Below are 24,493 nucleotides of genomic sequence, written 5' to 3'. Positions count from 1 at the left end.
CTCCTCGTAGATACATTTACTCACGCCAGAAAGTCGGTGTGAAGAGAACCAGCAGCGTAAACACTTCCAAACGGCCAAACAGCATGGTCAAGACCAGTACCCACTTTGCCGGTGGCGGCATGGTGGTAAAGTTATCGGCGACGACGCCGAGGCCCGGCCCCAGGTTATTAAGCGTAGCCGTTACCGCGGCAAAGGCCGAGAACTCGTCCACGCCGGTGGCGATAATGGCCAGCATGCTGACGATGAATACCAATGCATAGGCGGAGAAGAATCCCCACACCGCTTCAAGAATACGCTCCGGCAACGCGCGGTTGCCTAACTTGATGGTGTAAACCGCATTTGGATGCACCAATCGCTTCAACTCACGCGACCCTTGCAGATACAGCAGCAGGATGCGGATCACTTTCAAGCCACCGCCGGTTGAACCCGCGCAGCCACCGATAAAGGCTGAACAGAGCAAGAGCATTGGCAAGAACAGTGGCCATTTGGCGATACTGTCGGTGGTAAACCCTGCAGTGGTTGCCATCGACACGACCTGGAAGAAAGCCTGATTAAGCGTTTCCATGCCGCTTCTATATATACCGTGCCACCACAGCACCACGGTACACACCGCCACCAGCGTGAACTGCACGGCGATAAACATGCGAAATTCCGGATCGCGCCAATACACTTTCAAGCTGCGCCCGCTGAGCAAGGCAAAGTGCAAGCCGTAGTTACAACCGGAGATCAATAGGAACACAGCGATAATGGTGTTGATGGCCGGGCTGGCAAAGTAACCCACACTGGCATCATGCGTGGAAAAGCCCCCGATGGCGATAGTTGCAAAGCTGTGGCCGATAGCATCGAATACCGACATTCCGGCGCCCCATAACGCCAGCGCGCAGGCAATGGTCAGCAGTACGTAAATCAGCCACAAGGTCTTGGCCGTTTCGGCAATACGCGGGCGCATTTTATTGTCTTTCAATGGGCCGGGCATTTCCGCGCGGTATAGCTGCATGCCCCCGACGCCGAGGATAGGCAGTATGGCGACGGCCAGCACGATGATCCCCATCCCCCCCATCCATTGCAGCATCTGGCGATAGAATAAGATGGCTTTAGGCAAGGAGTCTAACCCGACCAGGGTGGTAGCTCCGGTGGTGGTTAAACCCGAGAAGGATTCGAAAAAGGCGTCTGTAAGGGAGAGATTGGGCCGTTCGGAAAACAGGAAAGGTAATGCCCCTACGCTGCCCAGTACGGTCCAGAACAACACCACTATCAGGAAGCCTTCACGAGGCTTTAATTCATGCTTCTGCTTGCGGTTTGGCCACCACAGCATCAAGCCAATGGTCACGGCTACAAAGAAGGTCTGGCTGAATGCCCGCCCCGCTCCGTCGCGGTATATCAATGCCACCAGGCCAGGAATAAACATTGTCCCGGAAAACAGGATAACCAGCAGGCCCACAATACGGGTTATGGCGCGAAAATGCATTTCAGCACGATCCTTAACAATTCAGTTGGTGGGAATTATTGCGATATAGGGACTAATTGCAAACTTCCGCGGCTGAGATCGCGTAATTTATTCCCGAATGCCTCGGTACCCGTGGCCGGTAGCGCCAAATGTAACACCACGGCAGCACCGTAATCCCCATGCACAATCCGCCCTTCACTAAGCTGTAGCAAATTCTCTACCATTGCCAGCTGAGCATAGTCGCACTGCAAAGTATATTCGAGCTGCGGCACTTTATAGCTGACAACCAACTGCTTAAGCGCCTGTTGTACGCCGCTGCCGTATGCCCGCACCAGGCCACCGGTACCCAGTTTGATCCCACCATAGTAGCGAACTACCACCGCGGTTATTTCACCGATCCCACTGCCCATGAGCTGGCTCAGGATGGGCTTGCCCGCCGTGCCGGAGGGTTCACCGTCATCGGAGAACCCCAACTGCTGCGAATCATTCGGTTCCCCGGCAACAAAAGCCCAGCAATGGTGCCGGGCCGTTGGATGCTCGTCACGCACCTGCTGGATAAAGGCTTTGGCCGCCTCGACCCCGCAGGTAGGTGCCAGCAGGGTGATGAAACGGCTTTTCTTTATCTCTTCACTGACGCTGATGACAGCGCCAGGAATGGGGTAAGGCTGCATCAGGCCAGGTTCAGATCGCGCGTCATATTCTCAATACGCTTTTCGTGGATCACGATATTGTCCTCAATGCGGATACCGCCGTAAGGTTTCAACGCGTCGATACGATCCCAGGCAAAGTGTTTACTGAACTCGCCACTACGCCAAGGTGCCAACAGGGACTCAATGAAATACAGGCCCGGCTCAATGGTTAGCACCATGCCTGGTTGCATGACACGAGTGCAGCGCAGGAAGGGATATTTTGCGGGTGCTGCCAGATGAGTACCATTTTCATCCTGCATAAACCCGGCAGCATCATGCACCTGCAAACCAAGCGGGTGACCTAAGCCGTGCGGCAGGAACGGACAGGTGATGCCTTGTTCGACCATCGCTTCTTCGCTGATGCCCGTTACCAGCTTATGATTTTTCAACAGCTTGGCGATACGTTGATGCATCTGTACGTGGTAATCCGTATAGCGAACCCCGGCTTTCATGGTATCTATCAGCGCAAGCTGTTCACTGTTGAGATCTTTCACCAGATGGGCGAACGCATTGTCGCTCTGAGCCGCATAGGTGCGAGTCAGGTCGGCGGCATAGCCGTTGTATTCCGCCCCTGCATCGATCAGGAAGCTGCGGTATTCGGCCGGAGGTTGATGATCCAGCTTGGTGTAATGCAGCACCGCCGCATGCTCATTCAGGGCCACGATATTATCGTAAGGCACGTCCGTATCACGATGGCCAGTGGCGGTCAGGTAGGCCAGGTTGATATCGAACTCGCTCATACCGGACTGGAAGGCTTCATGAGCGGCACGGTGCCCCATCACGGCCGTTTTCTGCGCTTCGCGCATGCAGGCCAGTTCATAGCCGGTTTTGATCGAGCGACGGAAATCGAGGAAATTCAATACCGCTTGCGGGTTGATGTGTTCGGCCGCAATGCCAAGAGAGAGGGCCCGCTGTTGTGCATAGCCGATATAGCCTACACGCTCGCGCTGCTGCGGCAGTTGGCTGGCGATATCATCGGCATTGGTCAGCGGCAACAGTTCAATGGATTTGGTCCAGAAGCTGTTGGGTAACGGTTCAACGCTATGCCAGTAATCCACCGGGGAATAGAACCACAGCTTTGGTTTGTTAACGCCGTCCACCCACAACCAGCAGTTCGGCACCGACGTTACCGGCACCCACGCCTTGAAGTTGGCGTTCACTTTAAACGGGTAGCTATGGTCGTCCAGAAAGACCCGTTGCAGCTCGCCTGAGTGGATCAGCAATGCATCCAGATTGTTGCGCTCTAATACTTCACGAGCTCGTTGTTGCAGTGTTGCCAGGTGGTCGTTATACAAAGAAGCCAGCGTTTCCATCACAGTACCCTTATGCCCTCAGAACGGAATGTGCCATCTTAACACACAGATCCCACGCTCCAACCCCATCTCCTCTTGCATGAGGTGTGCTTCGCAAACCACTGCAAACAGATTACATCCCCGGGTGATATGGCCGCTACCCGCCAAAGTTTCTCGCCCAGGGGTGAAAAATAACTTGATTGTGTATCAAGCAATTAGCCATTCCGCCTGTGATCCGGTTTGCAAATATGCAATCTATTATTTGCAATTTATTAACATAAAAACCACACTCCTCATCATCTGGTCATACCAGATCATCTGCGCTGATTCAGGAGATAGACATGCTCTACCAAGGCGAAACATTACAAGTACACTGGCTCGACAACGGCATCGCCGAGTTGGTGTTCAACGCACCAGGCCCGATCAACAAGCTGGATACCAGCACCGTTGCCAGCCTGGGTGCCGCACTCGAGGTGCTGGAACAGCAAACCGAGTTGAAAGGGCTGCTGCTGCGCTCTGCCAAATCCGCATTCATCGTGGGTGCCGACATCACCGAGTTCCTCTCGCTGTTTGCCGCACCGGCCGAAAAGCTGCATGAATGGCTGGTGTTTGCCAATACCATCTTTAACCGGCTGGAAGATTTGCCGGTGCCAACCCTCTCTGCCATTAACGGTTACGCGTTAGGCGGCGGCTGCGAATGCATCCTGGCGACCGATTTCCGTATCGCCTCTCCAGACGCACGCATCGGCCTGCCGGAAACCAAACTGGGTATCATGCCAGGATTCGGGGGTTCCGTACGTCTGCCACGCCTGCTGGGTAACGACAGCGCGCTGGAAATCATTGCCGCCGGGAAAGATATCGGCGCGAAAGACGCACTGAAAGTCGGCCTGGTCGATGCCGTAGTCGCACCGGAGAAACTGGTGGAAGCCGCGCTGAAAGTGCTGCAACAGGCGATCGACGGCCAACTCGACTGGCGCGCCTACCGTCAGCCGAAGCTGGAGCCACTGAAGCTGAGCCCAATCGAAGCGGCAATGAGCTTCACCACTGCCAAAGGCATGGTGATGCAAACCGCAGGTATTCATTACCCTGCGCCGATGACTGCGGTAAAAACCATCGAAGCCGCCGCCAAGTTTGGCCGTGAAGAAGCGTTGAAACTGGAAACCGCCAGCTTTGTGCCTTTGGCCCGCTCTAACGAAGCGCGCGCCCTGGTGGGCATTTTCCTCAACGATCAGTTCGTGAAAAGCCAGGCGAAAAAACTGGCCAAGAACGTTGAAGCACCGAAACAGGCTGCCGTGCTGGGTGCCGGGATCATGGGGGGCGGCATCGCCTACCAATCCGCGCTGAAAGGCGTGCCGGTGATCATGAAAGACATCAGCGACAAATCCCTGACCCTCGGCATGAATGAAGCGGCCAAACTGCTGAATAAACAGCTGGAGCGCGGCAAACTGGATGGCCTGAAGATGGCACAGGTGCTGTCAACCATCCAGCCAACACTAGACTATGCCGGTATCGAACGCGCCCAACTGATTGTTGAGGCCGTAGTTGAAAATCCTAAGGTAAAAGCGGCGGTGTTGTCTGAAGTGGAAGCCCTGATCGGCGAAGATACCGTATTGGCCTCCAACACCTCAACCATCCCGATCAATCACCTGGCAAAATCGTTGAAGCGCCCGCAAAACTTCTGCGGTATGCATTTCTTCAACCCGGTGCACCGCATGCCGTTGGTTGAGATAATCCGCGGTGAACACACCAGCGACAGCACTATCGCCGCCGTGGTGGCCTACGCCACCCGCATGGGCAAAACGCCGATCGTGGTCAATGATTGCCCTGGGTTCTTCGTTAACCGCGTGCTGTTCCCGTATTTTGCCGGGTTCAGTCAACTACTGCGCGACGGCGCCGATTTCCGTCAGATCGACAAAGTGATGGAGAAACAGTTTGGCTGGCCGATGGGCCCGGCGTATCTGTTGGATGTGGTCGGTATTGATACCGCGCACCATGCCCAGGCGGTGATGGCCAACGGTTTCCCTGAACGCATGAGTAAAAATTACCGCGATGCGATCGACGTGATGTTCGATAACCAACGCTTCGGCCAGAAAAACCAGCTGGGTTTCTACCGCTACAGCCAGGATAGCAAAGGGAAGCCGCGTAAAGATAACGACGAGCAAACCGACACTCTGCTGGCAACCGTGAGCGCATCGGCACAGACCTTCAGCAGTGAAGAGATCATCGCCCGCATGATGATCCCGATGATCAACGAAGTGGTACGCTGCCTGGAAGAAGGCATTGTGGCCAGCCCGGCAGAAGCAGATATGGCATTGGTTTACGGCATCGGCTTCCCGCCGTTCCACGGTGGTGCATTCCGCTATCTGGATACGCTCAGCACCGCCAATTACGTCGAAATGGCCCAGCGTTACGCTAACCTGGGGGCGCTGTATCAAGTGCCAGCCGGTCTGCGTGCCAAGGCGGAACGTAATGAAAGCTACTACCCGGTGGCGACAGCGGCGCTGTCTGATATCACCACTGGCCAACCGGCATGAGGTTATAAAGATGGAAAACGTAGTTATTGTTGATGCCGTACGTACGCCAATGGGCCGCTCAAAAGGCGGCGCTTTCCGCCAGGTTCGCGCGGAAGATCTTTCCGCTCATCTGATGCGTGCCGTGCTGAGCCGTAACCCGGCGCTGAATGCCGCTGAAATTGATGATATTTATTGGGGCTGCGTGCAGCAGACGCTGGAACAAGGCTTCAACATCGCCCGTAACGCCGCGCTGCTGGCCGAGATCCCACATCGTGTGCCAGCGGTAACGGTGAACCGCCTGTGTGGTTCTTCGATGCAGGCCTTGCACGACGCAGCCCGCGCAATCATGGTAGGTGACGCGCAGGTCAGCCTGATTGGCGGTGTGGAACATATGGGCCACGTCCCGATGAACCACGGCGTAGACTTCCATCCAGGCCTGAGCCGCACCGTGGCAAAAGCGGCCGGGATGATGGGCCTGACCGCAGAAATGCTGGCCAAAATGCATAATATCAGCCGCGAAATGCAGGATGAATTTGCAGCCCGCTCCCACCAACGTGCCCATGCCGCTACGTTGGCCGGCTATTTCAAGAACGAAATTATCCCCACCACTGGCCATGACGCCGACGGCGTACTGACTCGTTACGATTATGATGAAGTGATCCGCCCGGAAACCACCGTTGCCAGCCTGGCGGCATTGCGCCCGGCGTTTGACCCGGTCAACGGCACCGTCACCGCAGGTACATCTTCCGCACTGTCTGACGGCGCTTCCGCCATGTTGATCATGAGCGAGTCCCGCGCCAAGTCGCTCGGCCTGAAGGCTCGTGCCCGTATTCGCTCAATGGCGGTCGTGGGATGCGATCCTTCGATCATGGGCTATGGTCCGGTGCCTGCCAGCAAACTCGCGCTTAAACGCGCCGGTCTGAGCGTGCAGGATATCGATCTGTTTGAATTGAATGAGGCCTTTGCCGCCCAGTCGCTGCCCTGCATTAAAGATCTGGGGCTGCTGGAAAGCATGGACGATAAGATCAACCTCAACGGCGGTGCGATTGCCCTGGGTCACCCATTAGGCTGCTCCGGCTCTCGTATCTCCACCACCCTGCTGAATAATATGGAACGCCGTGACGTGCAGTTTGGTCTGGCCACCATGTGTATCGGCCTGGGTCAGGGGATTGCCACGGTATTTGAACGCGTTTAGCTGTGTCTGATTGGATGCCCCAAAAGGGCATCCCAAAGGTTTTGTTGCCGTACTTCCCGCCTGTCAGGGGCGGGTTTTTTGTGCACAGAAAACCTCCAGCTAGGCTGGAGGTTCCGTAAAGCTTTCAGCTTTGAACCAGTTATAAAAACCCCTTTTGATTTGTTAAAACAGTTTGCGGTCTGGCAACTGCAAACGTTCAACAAGAAATCAAAAGGGGGTCCCAATGAGGGACGAAAAGAGCTTAGCGCACACGCGATGGAACTGTAAATATCACATAGTATTTGCGCCGAAGTACCGAAGACAGGTGTTCTACGGGGAAAAACGCAAAGCGATTGGCAGCATCTTAAGAAAGCTGTGCGAATGGAAGAACGTGAATATTGTGGAGGCGGAATGCTGTGTGGATCACATCCATATGCTTCTGGAAATCCCACCCAAGATGAGTGTGTCGGGTTTTATGGGATATCTGAAGGGAAAGAGCAGCCTGATGCTTTATGAGCAGTTTGGCGATTTGAAGTTCAAATATCGTAACAGGGAGTTTTGGTGTCGAGGGTATTACGTTGATACGGTTGGTAAAAATACAACCAGGATACAAGAATACATAAAGCACCAACTGGAAGAGGATAAGATGGGTGAGCAGTTGTCGATCCCCTATCCGGGTAGCCCGTTTACGGGCCGTAAGTAATCCATAGATGCAAATGTCAGATCGCGATGCGCCTGTTAGGGCGCGGCTGGCAAGAGAGCCTTATAGGCGCATATGAAAAACCTCCGGCTATGCCGGAGGATATTTATTTATGCCTGGAATTCGGCACCAATAAAAACGGGGCAGCACCTGGCCACCCCGCTTGTACTAATCGACATTTTATACCCTATGGATTTCAAGCTGCGGCTAGGCGACAAGCTTACTCATCCCCAGGGGCTTACTTTTGGGTAAGTGACTGGGGTGACAAATCTGTCAGGAACAGATTTGAACGCTGTATCCAGCGGCCCCGTAAGGGGTGAGGCCCATGGACGGGTCGAATAACTAAGCGCAGGTAACAACGCTGCAGCTTGAAAGACGACGGGTATATCAGATGAACGCGAAAGCATCGCCAAACATGTGCGCTTCCAGTGCGCCACGCTCGGCACAGAAACGCTCACGGGCAATTTTCGCCATCTCGAAACGCCCTGCGATATAGATATCATGCTCCGCCAGCGAGCCAAAATCCTGTAACACGGCGCTCAGCACCGTGCCGCTGCGGCCACGCCAGTCCTCTTCCGGCTGTTCAACTACCGGGATGACCTTCAGATTTGGGTATTGCAGTGAAATCGCCTCCAGTTCGCTGAGATCATAAAGATGCTTCAGCTCACGGCCACCCCAGTAGATTGAGATATCGCGATTGGGTTGCTGTTCCAGCGCCGTCAGCAAAATCGAGCGCGCGTAAGAGAACCCGGTACCACCGGCAATCAACACCAGCGGGCGCTCGCCCTCTTCACGCAGCCAGGCTTCACCATGCGGAATATCCACGGTGATGGCCTGCTCTTTCAGCACCCGATCCATCACCGCCATGGCATACAGGTTCAGTTCAGAAGCGCCAATATGCAGCTCGATATAATCTTGCTGTGCTGGCGTCGAAGCCACAGAGAACGGGCGTTTATCACGCTCATCCATCACTACCATCAGGTATTGCCCTGCTTTGAACGAAAACGGTGCCTCTGGCACCAAACGTACCCGATAAACGGTATCGGTAATGGCCTCTACGGAGGTCACTTTACAGCTCAGGATTGTCATGCGTTCCTCTGTCGGGTCATCACTGGCGCTTAAAGCGTCGGCTCTAATCACTTAATATGGCGAGCTCATCCCAGATGTCATCGATGCGCGCACGCACCTTCTCATCCATCTTGATCGGACGGCCCCACTCTCGTTGGGTTTCTCCCGGCCATTTATTGGTGGCATCCAGGCCCATCTTCGATCCCAGCCCGGAAATCGGCGAGGCGAAGTCCAGATAATCAATCGGCGTATTCTCCACTAAAACGGTATCCCTTGCCGGATCCATTCGGGTAGTGATCGCCCAAATCACGTCATTCCAGTCACGCGCATTCACGTCGTCATCGCAAACGATGACAAACTTGGTATACATAAATTGGCGTAGGAAAGACCAGACCCCCATCATTACGCGTTTGGCGTGCCCTGCGTACTGTTTTTTGATGGTCACCACCGCCAGGCGATAGGAACACCCTTCCGGCGGCAGGTAGAAATCGACGATTTCCGGGAATTGTTTTTGCAGGATCGGCACGAACACTTCGTTCAGCGCCACTCCCATCACCGCTGGTTCATCCGGCGGGCGACCGGTATAGGTCGAGTGATAAATCGCGTTGCGCCGTTGGGTAATATGGGTCACGGTAAAGACGGGGAAGTGGTCGATCTCGTTATAGTAACCGGTGTGATCGCCATACGGGCCTTCCGGCGCCAGTTCCCCTTGCTCGATATAGCCTTCCAGCACAATTTCCGCGCTGGCGGGAACTTCGAGATCGCAGGACAGACATTTGACCACTTCGGTCTTGTTGCCGCGCAACAGCCCGGCAAAGGCATATTCAGACAGATTATCCGGCACCGGCGTCACCGCGCCCAAAATGGTGGCAGGATCGGCCCCCAGCGCAACGGCAACCGGGAAACGTTCACCAGGATGTTCCTGACACCACTCCTGATAATCCAGTGCGCCGCCACGATGCGAGAGCCAGCGCATAATCAGCTTGTTCTTGCCCAACACCTGCTGGCGATAGATCCCCAGATTCTGTCGTTCTTTATGCGGGCCACGGGTAACCGTCAGCCCCCAGGTGACCAGCGGTGCGGCATCTTCCGGCCAGCAGTGCATCACCGGAATACGGCCAAGATCGACATCTTCCCCTTGCCACACCTGTTCCTGGCACGGGGCAGAGCCCAGCACCTTGGTCGGCATATTCAGCACTTGCTTGAATTTGGGGACCTTGTCGAACAGATCGCGAAAGCCCTTCGGTGGCTCCGGCTCTTTGAGGAACGCCAACAGCTTGCCCACTTCGCGCAGCGCACTGACGTCTTCCTGCCCCATCCCCATCGCCACCCGCTTGGGCGTGCCGAACAGGTTACAGAGCACCGGCATATCGTAGCCTTTCGGGTTTTCGAACAGCAATGCCGGGCCGCCTGCTCGCAGCGTACGATCGGCAATTTCTGTCATTTCCAGATAGGGATCAATCGGCTGGCTGATGCGTTTTAGTTCCCCTCTCTTTTCCAGCAACGAGAGGAAATCGCGTAGGTCACGGTATTTCATGCAAGCCATTACACCATTGATTTATAGAAGATTTAAACGACGAACTCGGAAAATATCAAGGTGGTTCGACGTTTAATTAACTGGCTGATTTTAAGGCGTTTCACAGCAAAGAGATAGATTAACAAATTCTAGCCAATCTGCCCACATTAGCGCTACTGGTTTGGGTTGTCATCACAATGCTGAATCTCTAGGGGCGCCGCATGCTGCGCCCCCTTCGGTTTATCAATGGCAGATGAACGGCACCAACGAGCGCAGCGCCAAAGTATCATGATATTCCTGTATCTCTACTCCGTGGCGGAACACTTTAAAACCCTGCTCCCTGGCGCTGAAGTAGCGCAGATCGTTGCCGCAGACGTGTAGCAGGCTGCCTTCACGCAGTGCGACAACCGACTCGCTTGGGTTCACCGCACAGAACTCTGCCAGGCGCTCATCACGGGTTTCCCCCATGTGGCCGCTGATATGGGCATCGATGTAATGTGGGTTGATCTGTACCGGGAACAGCCCCAGCGCAGGCAACACGACGCTGTTGCGTACCGGCATATCGTTGGTGGTACGGATGCTCGGCGTCGCCACGTTGCAGCCAGCGCTCCAACCCACATAAGGTACTTCGCGCTCACGCACCGCACGTTGGATTGGCACTATCAGGCCATTTTCATGCAGCATCTGGTTCAGCATCCAGGTATTGCCGCCGCTGACCAAAATACACTCGGCCTGTGCGATCGCCTCTGCCGGAGACTCGGCATGGTGGATGCTGGTAACCTTGATACCCAACGTCTGCGACAGTTCCCCCGCACGCTGGTCGTAATCACCGCGGATCATGGCATAAGGAATAAATACGGCTGACGTGATGTTACGGCGTTCAATCATGGCCAACAGCTGGCTCTTGGCATAACCGAGCAGCTCAGCTTCGCCGGAAAGCTTGCCGTTACTTAGCAAAAATAGCTCCATGTCTCTCCCTCAGTGCAAAAATGATTAAAGACGTCACATTGAGCATCAGGCCTCTGTGACAGTCGCAAATTTTGAACCTATGGTTATACCTGAACTGGGTAATCAAGTGTGTGACTTTACGCGGGCTACGGGGGATTGCAGTCACTAATGGCAACAGATGGATACTTGCGTCACTAGGTATCCGCGGTGGCTTTTGGTATGCTTAGCGGCTGACAGAAAGGCATGTGAAACTATGGAATCTTGGTATTTACTTTATTGTAAGCGCGGCCAACTCTTACGGGCCCAGGAACACCTGGTGAGGCAAGCCGTCAACTGCCTGAGCCCAATTATTACGTTGGAGAAAATCGTGCGTGGCAAGCGTACCGCCGTTAGCGAACCGCTATTTCCCAACTACCTGTTTGTTGAATTCGATCCGGAACGTATTCACACCACTACGATCAGTGCAACCCGTGGTGTCAGCCACTTTGTGCGATTTGGAGCCTTACCGACCCAGATACCTTTACAGGTTATCGAAGAACTCCAGACACATAGCGAAGAATTCTATGTGGATCCAGAGACCCCGCAGCCGGGCGATACGGTGTTGATCACCGATGGCGTGTTCGAGGGCCTACATGCGATCTACACCGAACCTGACGGTGAAGCCCGCTCAATGCTGCTGCTGAATCTGATCAACAAGCAGATTAATCAGAGCATCGATAACCGGCAGTTCCAAAAACTTTAATGCAAACAGGCACCCTTGGGTGCCTGTTTTGTCTGCTACCGATTAACGGCGCATCGCATCATCATGCAGCCACTGGGCAACACGCTTGGCGAAGTAGGTCAGCACACCATCAGCCCCGGCACGCTTAAAGCACAGCAAGGATTCCATCACCGCCGGTTGCTCCTGCAGCCAGCCGTTCTGGATCGCCGCCATATGCATCGCATATTCGCCCGATACCTGATAGGCGAAGGTCGGCACCCCGAAGGTATCTTTGACACGACGCACCACGTCCAGATACGGCATCCCCGGCTTCACCATCACCATATCCGCGCCTTCCTGCAGATCCTGAGCAATCTCTTGCAGGGCTTCGTCGCCGTTGGCCGGATCCATCTGATAGGTTTTCTTGTTGCCGCCTTTCAGGTTACCGGTGGAGCCGAGCGCATCACGGAACGGGCCGTAATAGCATGAGGCATATTTGGCGGAATACGCCATGATCTGGGTATTCACCAGGCCTTGCAGCTCGAGTTGATCGCGGATAGCGCCGATGCGGCCATCCATCATATCGCTGGGAGCCACGATTTCGGCACCGGCTTCTGCATGAGATAGCGCCTGGCGAACCAGAATTTCTTTGCTGATGTCGTTGATCACGTAGCCATGCTCGTCGATCACACCGTCCTGCCCATGGGTCGTATACGGGTCGAGCGCCACATCGGTCAGGATCCCCAGTTCCGGCACGGCATCTTTCAACGCACGCACGGTACGCTGCACCAAACCATCCGGGTTGTAGGCTTCCTCGGCATGTAGCGACTTCAGGCCAGACTCAATCACCGGGAACAGAGAGATCACCGGCACGCCGAGCTTGGCAATAGCTTCTGCCTCTTTGATCAGCAGATCGATGCTCATGCGCGATACGCCAGGCATCGAGGAAACGGCTTCCTGGCGGTTGCTGCCTTCCATAACAAAGACCGGGTAGATCAGGTCATTGACCGTTACCTGATTCTCGGCAACCAGACGGCGGCTGAAGTCATGACGGCGCACACGGCGCATACGGCGACCAGGGAAGGTGCCCGGAAATGCATAGCTCATAATTTTCTCCTAACTCAGACCAGCCGGAATAACCGGCGGGCATTCTCATCAGTTTTCTGGCCCAGCCACGCGGGATCTTCTTCGCGCCAGGTCGCAACCTGCCGAATGATATGGGGCAGAAAACAGGGTTCGTTGCGGCGAGATGCAGGTTTCGGGTGTAAATCCCGGGGCAACAAATAGGGGGCATCGGTTTCCAGCAGCAGGCGTTCGGCCGGGATTTGGGGTAACAAGGCACGCAGTTCCAAACCCCGGCGCTCATCACAAACCCAACCGGTGATACCAATCGACAGCCCCAGCGCCAGGCAGTCTTGTAACTCTTCGGCGCTGCCGGTGAAGCAATGCACGACTGCGGCGGGCAGTTTATCCAACCAAGGGGTCAGCAGTGCAACAAAACGTGCGTGTGCGTCGCGACAATGCAGGAATACCGGCATATTGAGCTCGGCGGCCAATGCCAGTTGAGCGTTGAAAGCCAGTTCCTGCTGTGCCGGAGTAGAAAAGTTGCGGTTAAAGTCCAGCCCACATTCGCCAATGGCTGCCACGAAGGGCTGCGATGCCAACCGGTGAATGTGCTGTGCGACCTCATCGTTCCAACTGCTGGCATCATGCGGATGCACGCCAGCCGTAGACCAGCAATAGCCACTATGCGCACGGGCCAGGTGGCTGGCCGCCTCGCTTTGCTGTGCGTTGGTGCCGGTGATCAGCATCCCCGTCACGCCTGCGGTTTTGGCTCGCTCAACCACCTGTGTGGCATCTTTGGCAAATTGGGAGCTGGTAAGGTTGACGCCAATATCAAACATGGTTTTTCCAAAGCAAAAGCCGCCCGATGGGCGGCTTAGGGACAGACGAGTATCAGGAGGCTGGTGGCTCTTCGCCTTCCTCTTCTTCCTCTACCGGCTTGCGCCGCTTCCCGACATAGAAACGGGCGAAGAATACCCCGACCTCAAACAGCAGGTACATCGGGATCGCCAACAGGGTTTGCGAGAACACGTCCGGCGGCGTCAACAGCATGCCGACCACGAAAGCACCAACCAGCACATACGGGCGTTTCTTACGCAGGTCATCTGGCGTAGTAACACCGCTCCAGCACAGCAGAATAATGGCAACCGGCACTTCAAAAGCCACGCCAAACGCCATAAACAGCGCCATGACGAAACTCAGGTAGTTGCTGATATCGGTCGCAATCGTGACGCCGATGGGTGCAGTTTTGGCAAAAAAGCCAAAGGCCAGCGGGAACACGATAAAGTAGGCAAACGCCATCCCCAGATAGAACAACAGGCTGCTGGAGACCAGCAACGGCATCATCAGGCGGCGTTCATGCTGGTACAGCGCAGGAGCGATAAAGGCCCAGACCTGATAGAGAATGAAAGGCGCGGCAACGATCACCGAAACCATCATCGTCAACTTGATCGGAGCAAAGAAGGGTGAAGCCACGTCGGTGGCGATCATGCTCGCCCCAGCAGGCAACTGATCGATCAGCGGTGCAGAAACGATCTGATAAATATCGTTAGCGAAAAACACCAACACAATAAAGATCGCCAGCACGCTGATGATCGAATTCAACAGCCGCTTACGCAGTTCAATCAGATGACTGATAAGCGGTTGGGTATCTTCAACGGCCATGTTTTAACGTTCGCCACTAGGTTGTTGAGACGCAGGGGATTTATCCGCCACAGGCTCTGGGATGGCCTGCTTTGCAGGGATTTGCTGATCCACGACCGTTGCCTGAGCCACGGGGGGCACCACCGGCTCGCTTTGCACGACTGGCGCAGGTTCGGTGGGCTGCGGTGTGGCAACAGGTGCCGAAGCGGTAGTCGCCGCTTCCGCCGGAGTCACGCCGTCGTGAATAGCTTCAGGATCGGTGACCACTGGATTGTGAATGGTATGCGGCGGCTCGTCCTTATCGACGTGATAAGAACGTTTCAGCGACTCAGCCGCCTCTTTCAGCTCATCCATTGAAGCTTTGAGTTCCGGCGTTAAATTCTGCAAGCCCGCTTTCTCTGCCTTCTTCAGGCTTTCCTGCAGTTCTTGCAGCTTCAATTCCTGCGTCAGCTCATTCTGCACCGAAGCTGCCAGAGAGCGCAGCGCTCGGATCCAGCCCGCAACGGTTCTGACCGCCACTGGTAACCGTTCTGGCCCAAGTACCACCAGGCCAATCACCAGTACCAGCAGCAGTTCACCAAACCCAATGTCAAACACGGTTTATACCTGCTCTTTGTTCTTCGACTCTTCCGCAGCTTTCACTTCCGGCTGCTTATCGGTGATAGGCTTGGCCGCAAAGTCTGCATCGTGGTTGGTTTTTTCAGTCGTGTTGGTTGGCGCCGCGCTGTTGTCGTCGCCAATCGCTTTTTTGAAGCCCTTGATTGATGCACCGAGATCGGAACCCAGCGTACGCAGTTTGTTGGTACCAAACAGCAGCACCACGATCACCGCGATGATCAACAATTGCCAAATACTAATACCGCCCATTGTACTTACCTCTGGTTTAAAAAAGGGTCTATACCCGTTGTCTTTCAAGTTGCCGCATTATATACCCTTCATCTTTGTGTTGGATATGCCCCGTTTTTGCAGGGCTGCAGCGACAACGCTTAACCTGATAGTTAATTTATTCAGACGGTGCGTTTCCAACCGACGACCCAGGCCACTACGCCTGCGGCCATCATCCAGGCAGGGAACACCTCTACGCCTCCCAGCAGTAAAATCGTACCACTGACTAACAGTGTAGCGCCAACCCCGAACAAATACCGTGATTGACCTTGCCGAACGCGTTGCGCCTGCATCTGACCGGTCAATTTATCGACGCTTTGTTGCAACAGTTTATGCTGTTGCAGACTGTCATAAAACAATTCAGGTAGCTCTGGCAGTTTCTCGGCCCAAAACGGCGCTTTTTCTTTCAGCGCGCGGATCACCGCCGGAATGCCTACCTGATCCCGCAGCCAGCTTTCCAGGAACGGCTTCGCCGTGGTCCACAGATCCAGTTGCGGATAGAGCTGACGGCCAAGGCCCTCAACGTACAGCAGCGTCTTTTGCAGTAATACCAGCTGCGGCTGCACTTCCATATTGAAGCGGCGTGCGGTGTTGAACAGGTTCAACAGCACGTTGCCGAACGAAATTTCCGCCAGCGGTTTTTCAAAAATCGGCTCACAGACGGTACGGATGGCAAACTCGAAATCTTCCACGTTGGTATCACGCGGTACCCAGCCAGAATCAACGTGCAGCTCCGCCACCTTACGGTAGTCGCGGTTGAAGAAGGCGATAAAGTTTTCCGCCAGATAGCGCTTGTCGTCTTTGTTCAGTGAACCCACGATACCGCAGTCGATGCCGATATAACACGGATCTTCCGGGTGCTCATAGCTAACGAAAATATTGCCTGGATGCATGTCGGCATGGAAGAAGCTGTCACGGAACACCTGGGTAAAGAACACCTGGACGCCACGCTCGGCCAGCAGTTTCATATTGGTGTTCTGCTGTTCCAGAGCCGCAATATCCGACACCGGGATGCCGTAAATCCGCTCCATCACCAACACGCTCTCACGGCAGTAATCGGAGTAAACCTCTGGCACGTAGAGCATCGGGCTACCGTCAAAGTTACGGCGCAGTTGGATGGCGTTGGCCGCTTCACGCAGCAGGTTCAGCTCATCGAGCAGGGTTTTCTCATATTCACGCACCACTTCGCGCGGGCGCAGACGGCGACCGTCCGGCATCAGCTTGGGTACCCAGCCTGCCAGGCGATACATCAGGCGCACATCGGCTTTGATAATCGGCCCAATGTCTGGGCGGATCACCTTCAGCACCACCTCTTGGCCGGTCGTTTTCAACCGGGCGGTATGCACCTGGGCAATCGAAGCCGACGCCAGCGCCTGCTGGTCAAAGTCATCGAACCAGGTTTCCAGCGGGCCGCCCATCGCCAACTCGATATGCTTACGCGCCAGCGCACCATCGAACGGTGCCACTCGGTCCTGCAACAGCGTCAGTTGGTCGGCAATATGGGGTGGGAACAGATCGCGGCGGGTCGACATCATCTGGCCGAACTTGATCCACACCGGACCCAGCTCTTGCAGCGCCAGGCGCAGGCGTTCGCCCAACGGCTGGTTTTTATGGCGGTTCGGCATCCAGAACAGCAGGCGACGGCCAATGCGCAGCGGCAGCGTCAAGCGCATCTTGGGGATCAGTTCATCCAGTCCATAGCTCAGGAAAACGCGCACGATCAAATACAGGCGGCAAATTTCGCCAGGGGTCATCGCTTACCCTCCAACTTGTCAAGACGAGCAATCAGTGCGTCCACACTGCGAACGGTGGCATCAACCTCTTCGTTAAACCACACCACTTCAAGCGGGCCGGGAGCCATACGCCACTCTTCGGTCAGCGTTTCGGCCACGTAGCGTTGCTGGCTCTGCAAACCGGATTTCAGCAGGCCTAAACCTTTACCTACGATCTGACTAACCCCTTGCGCGGCGATGTCGCCCACATAAGGTGCCAGCCATTCCGCCGGATCCCACTCTGCCAGATCGAGCAAACCGACCAGCTGTTGCACTACCTGAATATCGCCTTCGACAATCAGCTCGCCGCTACGCATCAGCGGGGAAAGTTGCTGACGATCGCGCAATTTCAGCAGCACCGGTACGCGGGTTTGCACCGTACAGTCGGCACTATCTTCTGATTGGCCGAGCACATCCACGCGCTGTTCGCTGAACAGCAGAACCAACGGCGAAGAGAGCTCCTGTAGCTCGATACGTAACACTTTACCCGCCAGCCGTTGGCGGGCAGCTTTCATGCTGCGATCGCGAAACAGCAGGCTATTGAGCGAGGTTTCCAGCACGCCGGTCAGTAACGGGGTTAGCAGCATCGGCATTTCCATATCAGAACTTGAAGCCCCGGTGCAGCGCCACGATGCCGCCGGTCAGGTTGAAGTAGTTGACGTTCTCGAAACCGGCCGCAGCCATCATACCCTTCAGGGTTTCCTGATCGGGGTGCATGCGGATCGATTCTGCCAGATAGCGGTAGCTGTCCGGATCTTTCACCACCAGCTCACCAATTTTTGGCAGCACGTGGAAGGAATAGGCGTCGTAAGCCTTGCTCAGCGGCTCCAGCAGCGGCTTGGAAAATTCCAGCACCAACAGGCGACCACCCGGTTTCAGCACGCGGAACATCGAGCGCAGCGCTTTGTCTTTATCGGTGACGTTGCGCAGGCCAAAGGAGATGGTGATGCAGTCAAAATAATTATCTGGGAACGGCAGCGCTTCGGCGTTGGCCTGCACGTAGCTGATATTGCCAACAATACCGTGGTCACGCAGCTTTTCGCGCCCCATCTTGAGCATGGAATCGTTGATATCCGCCAGCACCACCTGCCCCTGCTCACCCACCATGCGGGAGAACTTGGCAGCCAGATCGCCAGTACCACCGGCCAGATCCAGCACACGCTGGCCGCGGCGCACGCCGCTGCAATCGATGGTAAAACGCTTCCAGATACGATGGATACCAAACGACATCAGGTCGTTCATCACGTCATATTTTGCCGCTACCGAGTGAAAAACGTTAGCCACCATGGCCTGCTTCTCGTCTCTTGCTACGGTACGAAAGCCAAAATCGGTGGTTTCCTGCGCTTGATCTGCCATTGTCCTGCCTGCCATTCAGTCAATTTAGTGTCGTGGAGTGTACCAGAAAGCCGCGTAATACCCCACCTTGCAACGGCATCATCCGTGCGATGCGCGATGCGGTTCTTCGTTGCTATCATCGTTCTCTTCCCCCGGTAGCGAGGCGATATCCTCGTCAGGCTCGGAGAGCAGCTCATCATCCTGTTGTTCCGACGCCTGCTGCGCCAAAAGCGGGTTGATGGGACGTTTAATTTCAACCCCAAGCGCGCGGAAGCCCTCAATGCGGCCGATAAGATTACCACGGCCTTCGCTCAGTTTATTCATCGCCTGGTGATAACTGCCCTGCGCCCTATCCAGGCTCTGCCCCAGGGCCGACATATCGTCTACGAACAGGCGCATCTTGTCATACAGCCGGGCGGCGCGATCGGCGATCCGTTGGGCGTTCTGGCTCTGATGCTCATAGCGCCACAGGTTGGTAATGGTACGCAGCGCTACCAGCAAGGTGGTTGGGCTGACCAGCATGATGTTATGTTGCAATGCCTCGCTAATCAGCTCCGGCTCACGATCGATGGCCAACAGGAAGGCCGGTTCCACCGGGATAAACATCAGCACATAATCCAGCGAACGCAGGCCAGGCAGCTGTTGATAATCCTTTCGGCCCAACACGCGAATGTGCCCGCGCAGCGAAGTGATATGTTCGGTCAACGCCGCTTCCCGTTCGAAGTCATCTTCACTGTTGAAATAACGCTCATAGGCCACCAGCGACATTTTGGCGTCGATCACCACGTCTTTACCCTGTGGCAAACGTACGATCACGTCTGGCTGCATACGGCTTTGGCTATCCAGCCGCACATTAACCTGTGTCTCATACTCATGCCCTTCGCGTAGGCCAGAGGCTTCCAACACGCGGCTCAGCACCACCTCGCCCCAGTTGCCCTGGGTTTTGTTATCGCCTTTTAGTGCCTTGGTCAGGTTGAGCGCCTCGCGAGCCATTTGCGCATTCAACTGTTGCAGATTACGGATTTCGTGCGTCAATGTATGGCGTTCGCGTGCTTCCTGGCCAAAACTATCCTGTACTTGACGGCGGAAACCGTCCAACTGCTCGCGTAACGGCAGCAACAGGCGATCCAGGCTTTGCTTATTTTGCTCATCCACCTTGCGGCCGCTGTTTTCGAAAATGCGGTTGGCCAGATTCTCAAACTGGGTGGTCAAACGTTGTTCACTGCTGATCAACAGCCGCTGTTTCTCTTCTGCGGCCATCCGGGTCTCTTCCAGGCGGATCGTTACCTCACGCAGTTCTGCTTCCTGAGCGCTGTTGACTTCCCGCTGCGCTCGTAGCTCCTGGTTCAGCAATTCACATTCATTGCGCCAATGGTTGAGCTGTTGCAGCCTCTCCTGCCCGGCGGCCAGTTGGCTATGCAGGGTGCGCAGTTCCAGATCGTTTTGCCGTAGCAGTTGTTCGTGGCTTTGCAGCGTCTCTTGGCGGGAGGCCGTTTCAAGCTGTGCCTGCTGTAAAGACTGTTCAAGCAGACGCAGGTCGGTTTCATGTTGCGCACCGTGCTGCTGCGCACGCAGGCTGGCGATCAGCCACCCCAGCAGTAAACCTATCGCCACACCACCAATACCGTAAATCAGACTGGTATCCACCCTGCCTCCTGTCATACATGCATGCGCTTGCGGCGCGTATTGCGCCCATTGCCTGTCACGTTAAAGGGAGCCTGTATGGATGTCCAGTCTGTTTTTATGTGGAAGTGAGCACGGTAACCAAGGCATTACCGTGCAGATAAGGCGGGTTAAAACAGTTTGAAGCGATATTCGGCGATAAACTCGCCGGACAGTGAGTGGGAGAGCTGGGAATGCCCATCCACCAGTATCGGCGTTTTATTGCTGTTCTTATAAGACCAGCCCGGCCCGGCCATGGCGAATACCGTCAGGTTTTTCAGCTTGGGATGGGAGGGAGCCCAGCGGCCAAAGACGTTGATCTCACCGGTACGCACCGCGGCACCTTGATAGCTGAACTGGCCCACGTTGCCCGCCAGCCCGGCGGTAAACTCAGGCGTGATGCGGTATTCGGCCATGGTGGCCAGCATGGTTTCGCCATCGCGCATATAGTCTTCACCGGCATAGGCCATGGAGGTAAAGGTACCGCGTGAGTTTTTGGACATATGGCGGGGATAGAAGCCAAGCTGACCGTCCCCCTTCGGTGCTCGCGTATGGGCGATGCCGACCTTGACGCTCCACAGCGGCTCCTGCCATTTGGCATCCAGCGCAAAATGGTTGGCGTTATGATCGAAGTTGCGCTTGCTCAGCGCCATCTGTTTGTACTCGTCCAGCGCCTGAGTGGTGTAAATCTGGCTGCCGAGGCTGAGTTTTTCATTGGCTTTGTAACCCACGCGTAGGATCTGGCGGCGTAAATAGTCCTGAGATTCCCCATAGGCCAGTTGCCCATTGAATTGCTTATTGTCATAGCCCAATTCAGCGCTGGCAAGATGATTGATATAGCGGCCATCGTTGGTCTGCAAACGCAGGCTGTCAGGGGAGTTACGATCCATAGAACGTTCAACATACGCGCCGCGCAAAGAGAGCCCGGCACCGGACACGCCACCGGACCAACCCAGGTAAGTCGTAGGCGACAGGCGAGTGGAGGTGGAAATCACGCCGTAGTTACGCAATACCTGCCAGCCCGCCTGCGCATTCAGCGCCGCGCCGCCCACGTCGCCTTTCAGCTTGATATAGCGTTGGCCCACCTTGCTGTAGCCAGCAGCATTCTCTTTGCTGTTGCCGGGACCGTTGTTATATAGCACCCCACGAGTATTGAAGTAATCACTGGCGCCCAGCTTTACCGCGCTGTAGTAATCGAGATTAACGCCGATAAAGTCAGCCAGATAGCCGGACTGATAGCCCAGTGCCAGCCCTTGCCCCCAGGCGTTATGCACCTCTTTTGGGTTGGCGGCATCTTCCTTGAGGTACTTCCAGTAGTTTTTCAGCGACAGTTCAGCATGGCTGTCGCTGAAAAAGGGCGAATCCAGGACGTCATCAATGCTGGCCTGGGCCGCGGTGGAGAATAGCGAAATAGCGACCAGACAGCTTAAAGCAGAACGTTTCATTATTGTTATCCCCGAAAAAGGTATAGAAAATCCCTGCCGAGGCGATATGCTATCGCCTCAGATAATATCCCCGAGCCAAAAGGGTGAGTTATTTTTATTGGGTAATAATCAAGGTGCTTTATTTAGTAACGCTTTCCCTTTAGCGACATAAGTCATATCGCCAATATCGGTTACGGTATATTTTCCGTCTTTATAAGTCATCTTGACGACTGCCGCATTAGTCAGTGGCTTATTTTTGTTCGGGTTATCGGTCATATCAGAAATCATCATCTGCATCGAGAGCCCGGAAGAGACCGCCAGGATGTTTTTATCCCCATTCTTTACGGCATTCTGCACCATGGTATGCAAGGCTTGTTGCATACGGGTTTTGACCTGCAGCGCGCTTTCCGCCTCTTGCTTATCATCGCTTTGCGTGATGGCATCCACCATCGGGATCAGGCTGATCTTGCCTTCGCCCATTTGCTTGAACATCTCGCCACCAGAGGCCAGGCTCAGCTTCTTGGCAGCAGCGTCGGCCATTTCTGCGTTAGCGCGCCCTTCAAAACCGCCGAAGAACATTTCGCGCAGGTCGGTCAGTTCCGTGACCTTGGCGTCCGACTTACCCATTTCCTTGAGGATCACCTGCATCGTTTCACGCTGGCGGCCAGCGTCGCTGGTGTAGAAGCTATCGAAAGGGATCCCCTTCAACCCGGCACCCAGATAGCGCGCGGTTTCGATCCCGGCCGGTGTCAGCGGTGAGTCAGCCCAGCCCTGCACGCGATCGTAGGTATTGAGCAGAGTTTTACCGTGGCGAGCAAAATAGATATCGACGCTGTCGCTTTGCGCGGCAGTTACGTTGAAGGCCGCAGCAGAGGAAACGGCAAGTACGGAGGCCAGTAACCAGGTTTTAATTTTCATTAATTTTTCCTTAGTGAACAAAATAACGTCTATAGGTTAATTTTTTTAATCATCGGCAGATCATTTGCCAAAATAAGGGCGAAAAAAAACCCAAACCCATGACATTGGTTCGTCAACGGGTTTGGGTTTTGCCTGTTTATTCACAGTAACAATCCACTTATTGGGAAAGTAACACTGTTAAAAAAATAAGGGAATTAAAAAGCGCCAGATAAGGATAAATTCGTGATCGAATTCTCACTGTGACGCTGAATAATTAAAATACGAGGTTATTGCAAGGCACCGGTTCATGCCATCCACTGGGTAAACCATTTGATACCAAAGGCGCCTGGTGCCAGGATGCCGAAGGCCCAGACCATTGCCGAGGCCACATTAGCAATCTGGAATGCGGTTTGCGGCATGGCGCAGATGCCCCCTACCAGCGGCACCACGGCGCGCAACGGCCCGAAGAAGCGCCCAAAGAAGATACCCAGCACGCCCCAGCGCTCAAAAAACGCATGACCACGCACCAACAGTTGTGGATTGCGTGACAGCGGCCACATATGAGCTACACGCCCCTGATAGTGATAACCGACCCAATAGGAGAGCCAGTCACCAAAGAAGGCACCAGCAGCGGCGGCAGCCCAAATCGGCCAGAAGGCAATGCCGCTCTCGCCAATCAACGCCCCCAGCCCTAGCAGAATAACCGTGGCAGGCAACAACAACGAGAGGAAGGCCAGCGACTCGCCAAACGCCAGGAAGAAGACGATCGGGATCGCCCAGGCTTCATGCTGGCGCACTGTTTCGCTAACCCAGTTAATCACGTCATTGAGGTTCATAGCCTGCTCCTTTTGAGAACGGATCCGGCCTCAAGGATACGCAGTACCCTACCTCACTGGCTAAACTCCGGTTAAACATGGCGCCGTTATTCCAGATAGAGCGCCTGCAACGTCTCGAGCTGGCTTTGCCCCAGCCCATATTCGGCCTCCAACCAACGGTTGGTGGAGCCATATTGCTCATGAATGCAACCCAACGCAGTCGCCAGGAACTCTTCACGTGCGCTGAGCACATAGGCAAACTGCGCCACCGAAGCATCGTTCAGGCGGCTAGAGATCTGCTCCAGCATGTGTTCACGGTAGCTAGCCAGCGTGGTTTCCGTCAGCAGATAATCTTCCATTACCGTAGCCTCATCCGCGCCCAGCGCCAGCAGCACCATTGCCGAACCAACGCCGGTACGGTCTTTACCTACCGCACAGTGCTGCACAATCGCACCACCTTCAGGCTGAGCCAGCAGTTGCGCCAGTTGGCGATAGGCGGCGTTATTGAACGGCAGGCGGCGGTACAGCTCCAGCATAAAGACCCGGGCATCAAACTTGGCCAGCGTTTCGTCGGTGAGTTTTTCAAGGTTGGCATTCACTTCGCTGCTGAGCGGATTGGCCGGCACGTGGTAATAGTCGGCTCCCGACCATAGCACGTCAGGTTTGGCCTGCACTTCGTCGAAGTCGCGGTAATCCAGCACCGAACGCATTGGCATCTGAGCCAGGTAGCTGCAGTCGTTTTCGCTCAACCGATCCAGTGCACCGGAACGAAACAGCAGCCCGCGTTTGATGCGGCGGCCATCGGCCACGCTGTTGCCGCCTAAATCGCGGAAGTTGATGCCACCGTCTAACGGCGCAAGTGAAGGATGGAGCAGGATCTGAGCGGTCATAAGACGTCCTTACATTGATTGTCTCGGGATATGCCGCCACATCAGCCGGCAATCGGCAAA

Annotated in this window: 23 protein-coding genes; 4 read left to right on the top strand and 19 right to left on the bottom strand. The window is 55.1% G+C overall.

Going from position 1 to position 24,493, the window contains the following annotated elements; translation table 11 throughout:
• Positions 1-16: 16 nt before the first annotated feature.
• From trkH to pepQ, 3 genes are read right to left on the bottom strand one after another with little or no spacing between them, the layout of a single operon-like run.
• Positions 17-1,468, bottom strand: coding sequence for a Trk system potassium transporter TrkH (gene trkH, locus WN53_RS09795; RefSeq protein ID WP_021181454.1), 1,452 nt, complete (start codon positions 1,466-1,468; stop codon positions 17-19).
• 35 nt (positions 1,469-1,503) lie between these two features.
• Complete coding sequence (locus tag WN53_RS09790) at positions 1,504-2,118, bottom strand: IMPACT family protein (RefSeq protein ID WP_024486655.1); 615 nt, start codon at positions 2,116-2,118, stop codon at positions 1,504-1,506.
• Positions 2,118-3,449: a Xaa-Pro dipeptidase gene (gene pepQ, locus WN53_RS09785; protein ID WP_024486656.1), complete on the bottom strand. Its 1,332-nt coding sequence runs from the start codon at positions 3,447-3,449 to the stop codon at positions 2,118-2,120. The genes WN53_RS09790 and pepQ overlap by 1 nt, the downstream gene beginning before the upstream one ends.
• A 320-nt stretch (positions 3,450-3,769) precedes the next feature.
• Here pepQ and fadB point away from each other — a divergent pair, with 320 nt between their 5' ends.
• The 3 genes from fadB (at position 3,770) to tnpA (ending at position 7,818) form a co-directional block, all read left to right on the top strand.
• On the top strand, positions 3,770-5,962 hold the full coding sequence (gene fadB, locus WN53_RS09780; RefSeq protein ID WP_024486657.1) for a fatty acid oxidation complex subunit alpha FadB: 2,193 nt from the start codon (positions 3,770-3,772) through the stop codon (positions 5,960-5,962).
• Between the two features lie 10 nt (positions 5,963-5,972).
• A complete protein-coding gene (gene fadA / locus WN53_RS09775; protein ID WP_021181458.1) occupies positions 5,973-7,136 on the top strand; it encodes an acetyl-CoA C-acyltransferase FadA in 1,164 nt (387 codons plus the stop codon).
• A 223-nt stretch (positions 7,137-7,359) separates the two neighbouring features.
• Positions 7,360-7,818, top strand: a complete 459-nt coding sequence (gene tnpA, locus WN53_RS09770; RefSeq protein WP_046808052.1) for an IS200/IS605 family transposase — start codon at positions 7,360-7,362, stop codon at positions 7,816-7,818.
• 384 nt (positions 7,819-8,202) lie between these two features.
• Here tnpA and fre read toward each other — a convergent pair whose 3' ends face one another.
• The 3 genes from fre to pepE form a co-directional block, all read right to left on the bottom strand.
• The gene (gene fre, locus WN53_RS09765; RefSeq protein ID WP_024485471.1) at positions 8,203-8,904 is read right to left on the bottom strand and encodes an NAD(P)H-flavin reductase; all 702 of its coding nucleotides are present in this window, start codon (positions 8,902-8,904) and stop codon (positions 8,203-8,205) included.
• A 43-nt stretch (positions 8,905-8,947) separates the two neighbouring features.
• Positions 8,948-10,429 (bottom strand): 4-hydroxy-3-polyprenylbenzoate decarboxylase, encoded by a 1,482-nt coding sequence (ubiD, locus tag WN53_RS09760; protein ID WP_037412731.1) that lies wholly within the window; start codon positions 10,427-10,429, stop codon positions 8,948-8,950.
• Between the two features lie 213 nt (positions 10,430-10,642).
• Entirely contained in the window at positions 10,643-11,368 is a 726-nt protein-coding gene (pepE, locus tag WN53_RS09755; RefSeq protein ID WP_024485470.1) for a dipeptidase PepE, read from the bottom strand.
• 232 nt (positions 11,369-11,600) lie between these two features.
• On the opposite strand from pepE, the gene rfaH reads away from it, so the two are divergent.
• A complete protein-coding gene (rfaH, locus tag WN53_RS09750) occupies positions 11,601-12,089 on the top strand; it encodes a transcription/translation regulatory transformer protein RfaH (protein ID WP_024485469.1) in 489 nt (162 codons plus the stop codon).
• Positions 12,090-12,131: 42 nt separating this feature from the next.
• Here rfaH and hemB read toward each other — a convergent pair whose 3' ends face one another.
• The 13 genes from hemB to WN53_RS09685 form a co-directional block, all read right to left on the bottom strand.
• Positions 12,132-13,154 carry a porphobilinogen synthase gene (gene hemB / locus WN53_RS09745; RefSeq protein WP_024485468.1) on the bottom strand — a complete coding sequence of 341 codons (1,023 nt, stop codon included), beginning with the start codon at positions 13,152-13,154 and terminating at the stop codon, positions 12,132-12,134.
• Between the two features lie 14 nt (positions 13,155-13,168).
• Positions 13,169-13,951: a 3'-5' ssDNA/RNA exonuclease TatD gene (tatD, locus tag WN53_RS09740; protein WP_024485467.1), complete on the bottom strand. Its 783-nt coding sequence runs from the start codon at positions 13,949-13,951 to the stop codon at positions 13,169-13,171.
• 52 nt (positions 13,952-14,003) lie between these two features.
• Positions 14,004-14,774 carry a Sec-independent protein translocase subunit TatC gene (gene tatC / locus WN53_RS09735; protein WP_024485466.1) on the bottom strand — a complete coding sequence of 257 codons (771 nt, stop codon included), beginning with the start codon at positions 14,772-14,774 and terminating at the stop codon, positions 14,004-14,006.
• Positions 14,775-14,777: 3 nt separating this feature from the next.
• Complete coding sequence (gene tatB / locus WN53_RS09730) at positions 14,778-15,350, bottom strand: Sec-independent protein translocase protein TatB (RefSeq protein ID WP_024485465.1); 573 nt, start codon at positions 15,348-15,350, stop codon at positions 14,778-14,780.
• Between the two features lie 3 nt (positions 15,351-15,353).
• Complete coding sequence (gene tatA / locus WN53_RS09725; RefSeq protein ID WP_024485464.1) at positions 15,354-15,620, bottom strand: Sec-independent protein translocase subunit TatA; 267 nt, start codon at positions 15,618-15,620, stop codon at positions 15,354-15,356.
• A gap of 140 nt (positions 15,621-15,760) precedes the next feature.
• Positions 15,761-17,392, bottom strand: a complete 1,632-nt coding sequence (ubiB, locus tag WN53_RS09720) for a ubiquinone biosynthesis regulatory protein kinase UbiB (protein WP_024485463.1) — start codon at positions 17,390-17,392, stop codon at positions 15,761-15,763.
• Positions 17,389-17,997: a ubiquinone biosynthesis protein UbiJ gene (ubiJ, locus tag WN53_RS09715; protein ID WP_024485462.1), complete on the bottom strand. Its 609-nt coding sequence runs from the start codon at positions 17,995-17,997 to the stop codon at positions 17,389-17,391. The genes ubiB and ubiJ overlap by 4 nt, the downstream gene beginning before the upstream one ends.
• 13 nt (positions 17,998-18,010) lie before the next feature.
• On the bottom strand, positions 18,011-18,766 hold the full coding sequence (ubiE, locus tag WN53_RS09710; RefSeq protein WP_021181470.1) for a bifunctional demethylmenaquinone methyltransferase/2-methoxy-6-polyprenyl-1,4-benzoquinol methylase UbiE: 756 nt from the start codon (positions 18,764-18,766) through the stop codon (positions 18,011-18,013).
• Positions 18,767-18,844: 78 nt separating this feature from the next.
• Positions 18,845-20,392, bottom strand: a complete 1,548-nt coding sequence (gene rmuC / locus WN53_RS09705; RefSeq protein ID WP_024485461.1) for a DNA recombination protein RmuC — start codon at positions 20,390-20,392, stop codon at positions 18,845-18,847.
• A gap of 146 nt (positions 20,393-20,538) precedes the next feature.
• On the bottom strand, positions 20,539-21,852 hold the full coding sequence (locus WN53_RS09700) for an OprD family outer membrane porin (RefSeq protein WP_024485460.1): 1,314 nt from the start codon (positions 21,850-21,852) through the stop codon (positions 20,539-20,541).
• A 108-nt stretch (positions 21,853-21,960) separates the two neighbouring features.
• Complete coding sequence (locus WN53_RS09695) at positions 21,961-22,749, bottom strand: histidine phosphatase family protein (RefSeq protein ID WP_080660734.1); 789 nt, start codon at positions 22,747-22,749, stop codon at positions 21,961-21,963.
• Positions 22,750-23,033: 284 nt separating this feature from the next.
• The gene (locus WN53_RS09690) at positions 23,034-23,564 is read right to left on the bottom strand and encodes a DedA family protein (RefSeq protein ID WP_024485458.1); all 531 of its coding nucleotides are present in this window, start codon (positions 23,562-23,564) and stop codon (positions 23,034-23,036) included.
• An 86-nt stretch (positions 23,565-23,650) separates the two neighbouring features.
• Positions 23,651-24,433: a tyrosine-protein phosphatase gene (locus WN53_RS09685; protein ID WP_024485457.1), complete on the bottom strand. Its 783-nt coding sequence runs from the start codon at positions 24,431-24,433 to the stop codon at positions 23,651-23,653.
• Between the last annotated feature and the right edge of the window lie 60 nt (positions 24,434-24,493).

The sequence above is a fragment of the Serratia fonticola genome (genome assembly GCF_001006005.1).
GTDB lineage: Bacteria > Pseudomonadota > Gammaproteobacteria > Enterobacterales > Enterobacteriaceae > Chania > Chania fonticola.
Note: the sequence above shows the minus strand (reverse complement) of the source record. Positions and strands in the feature narration are given on the sequence as shown.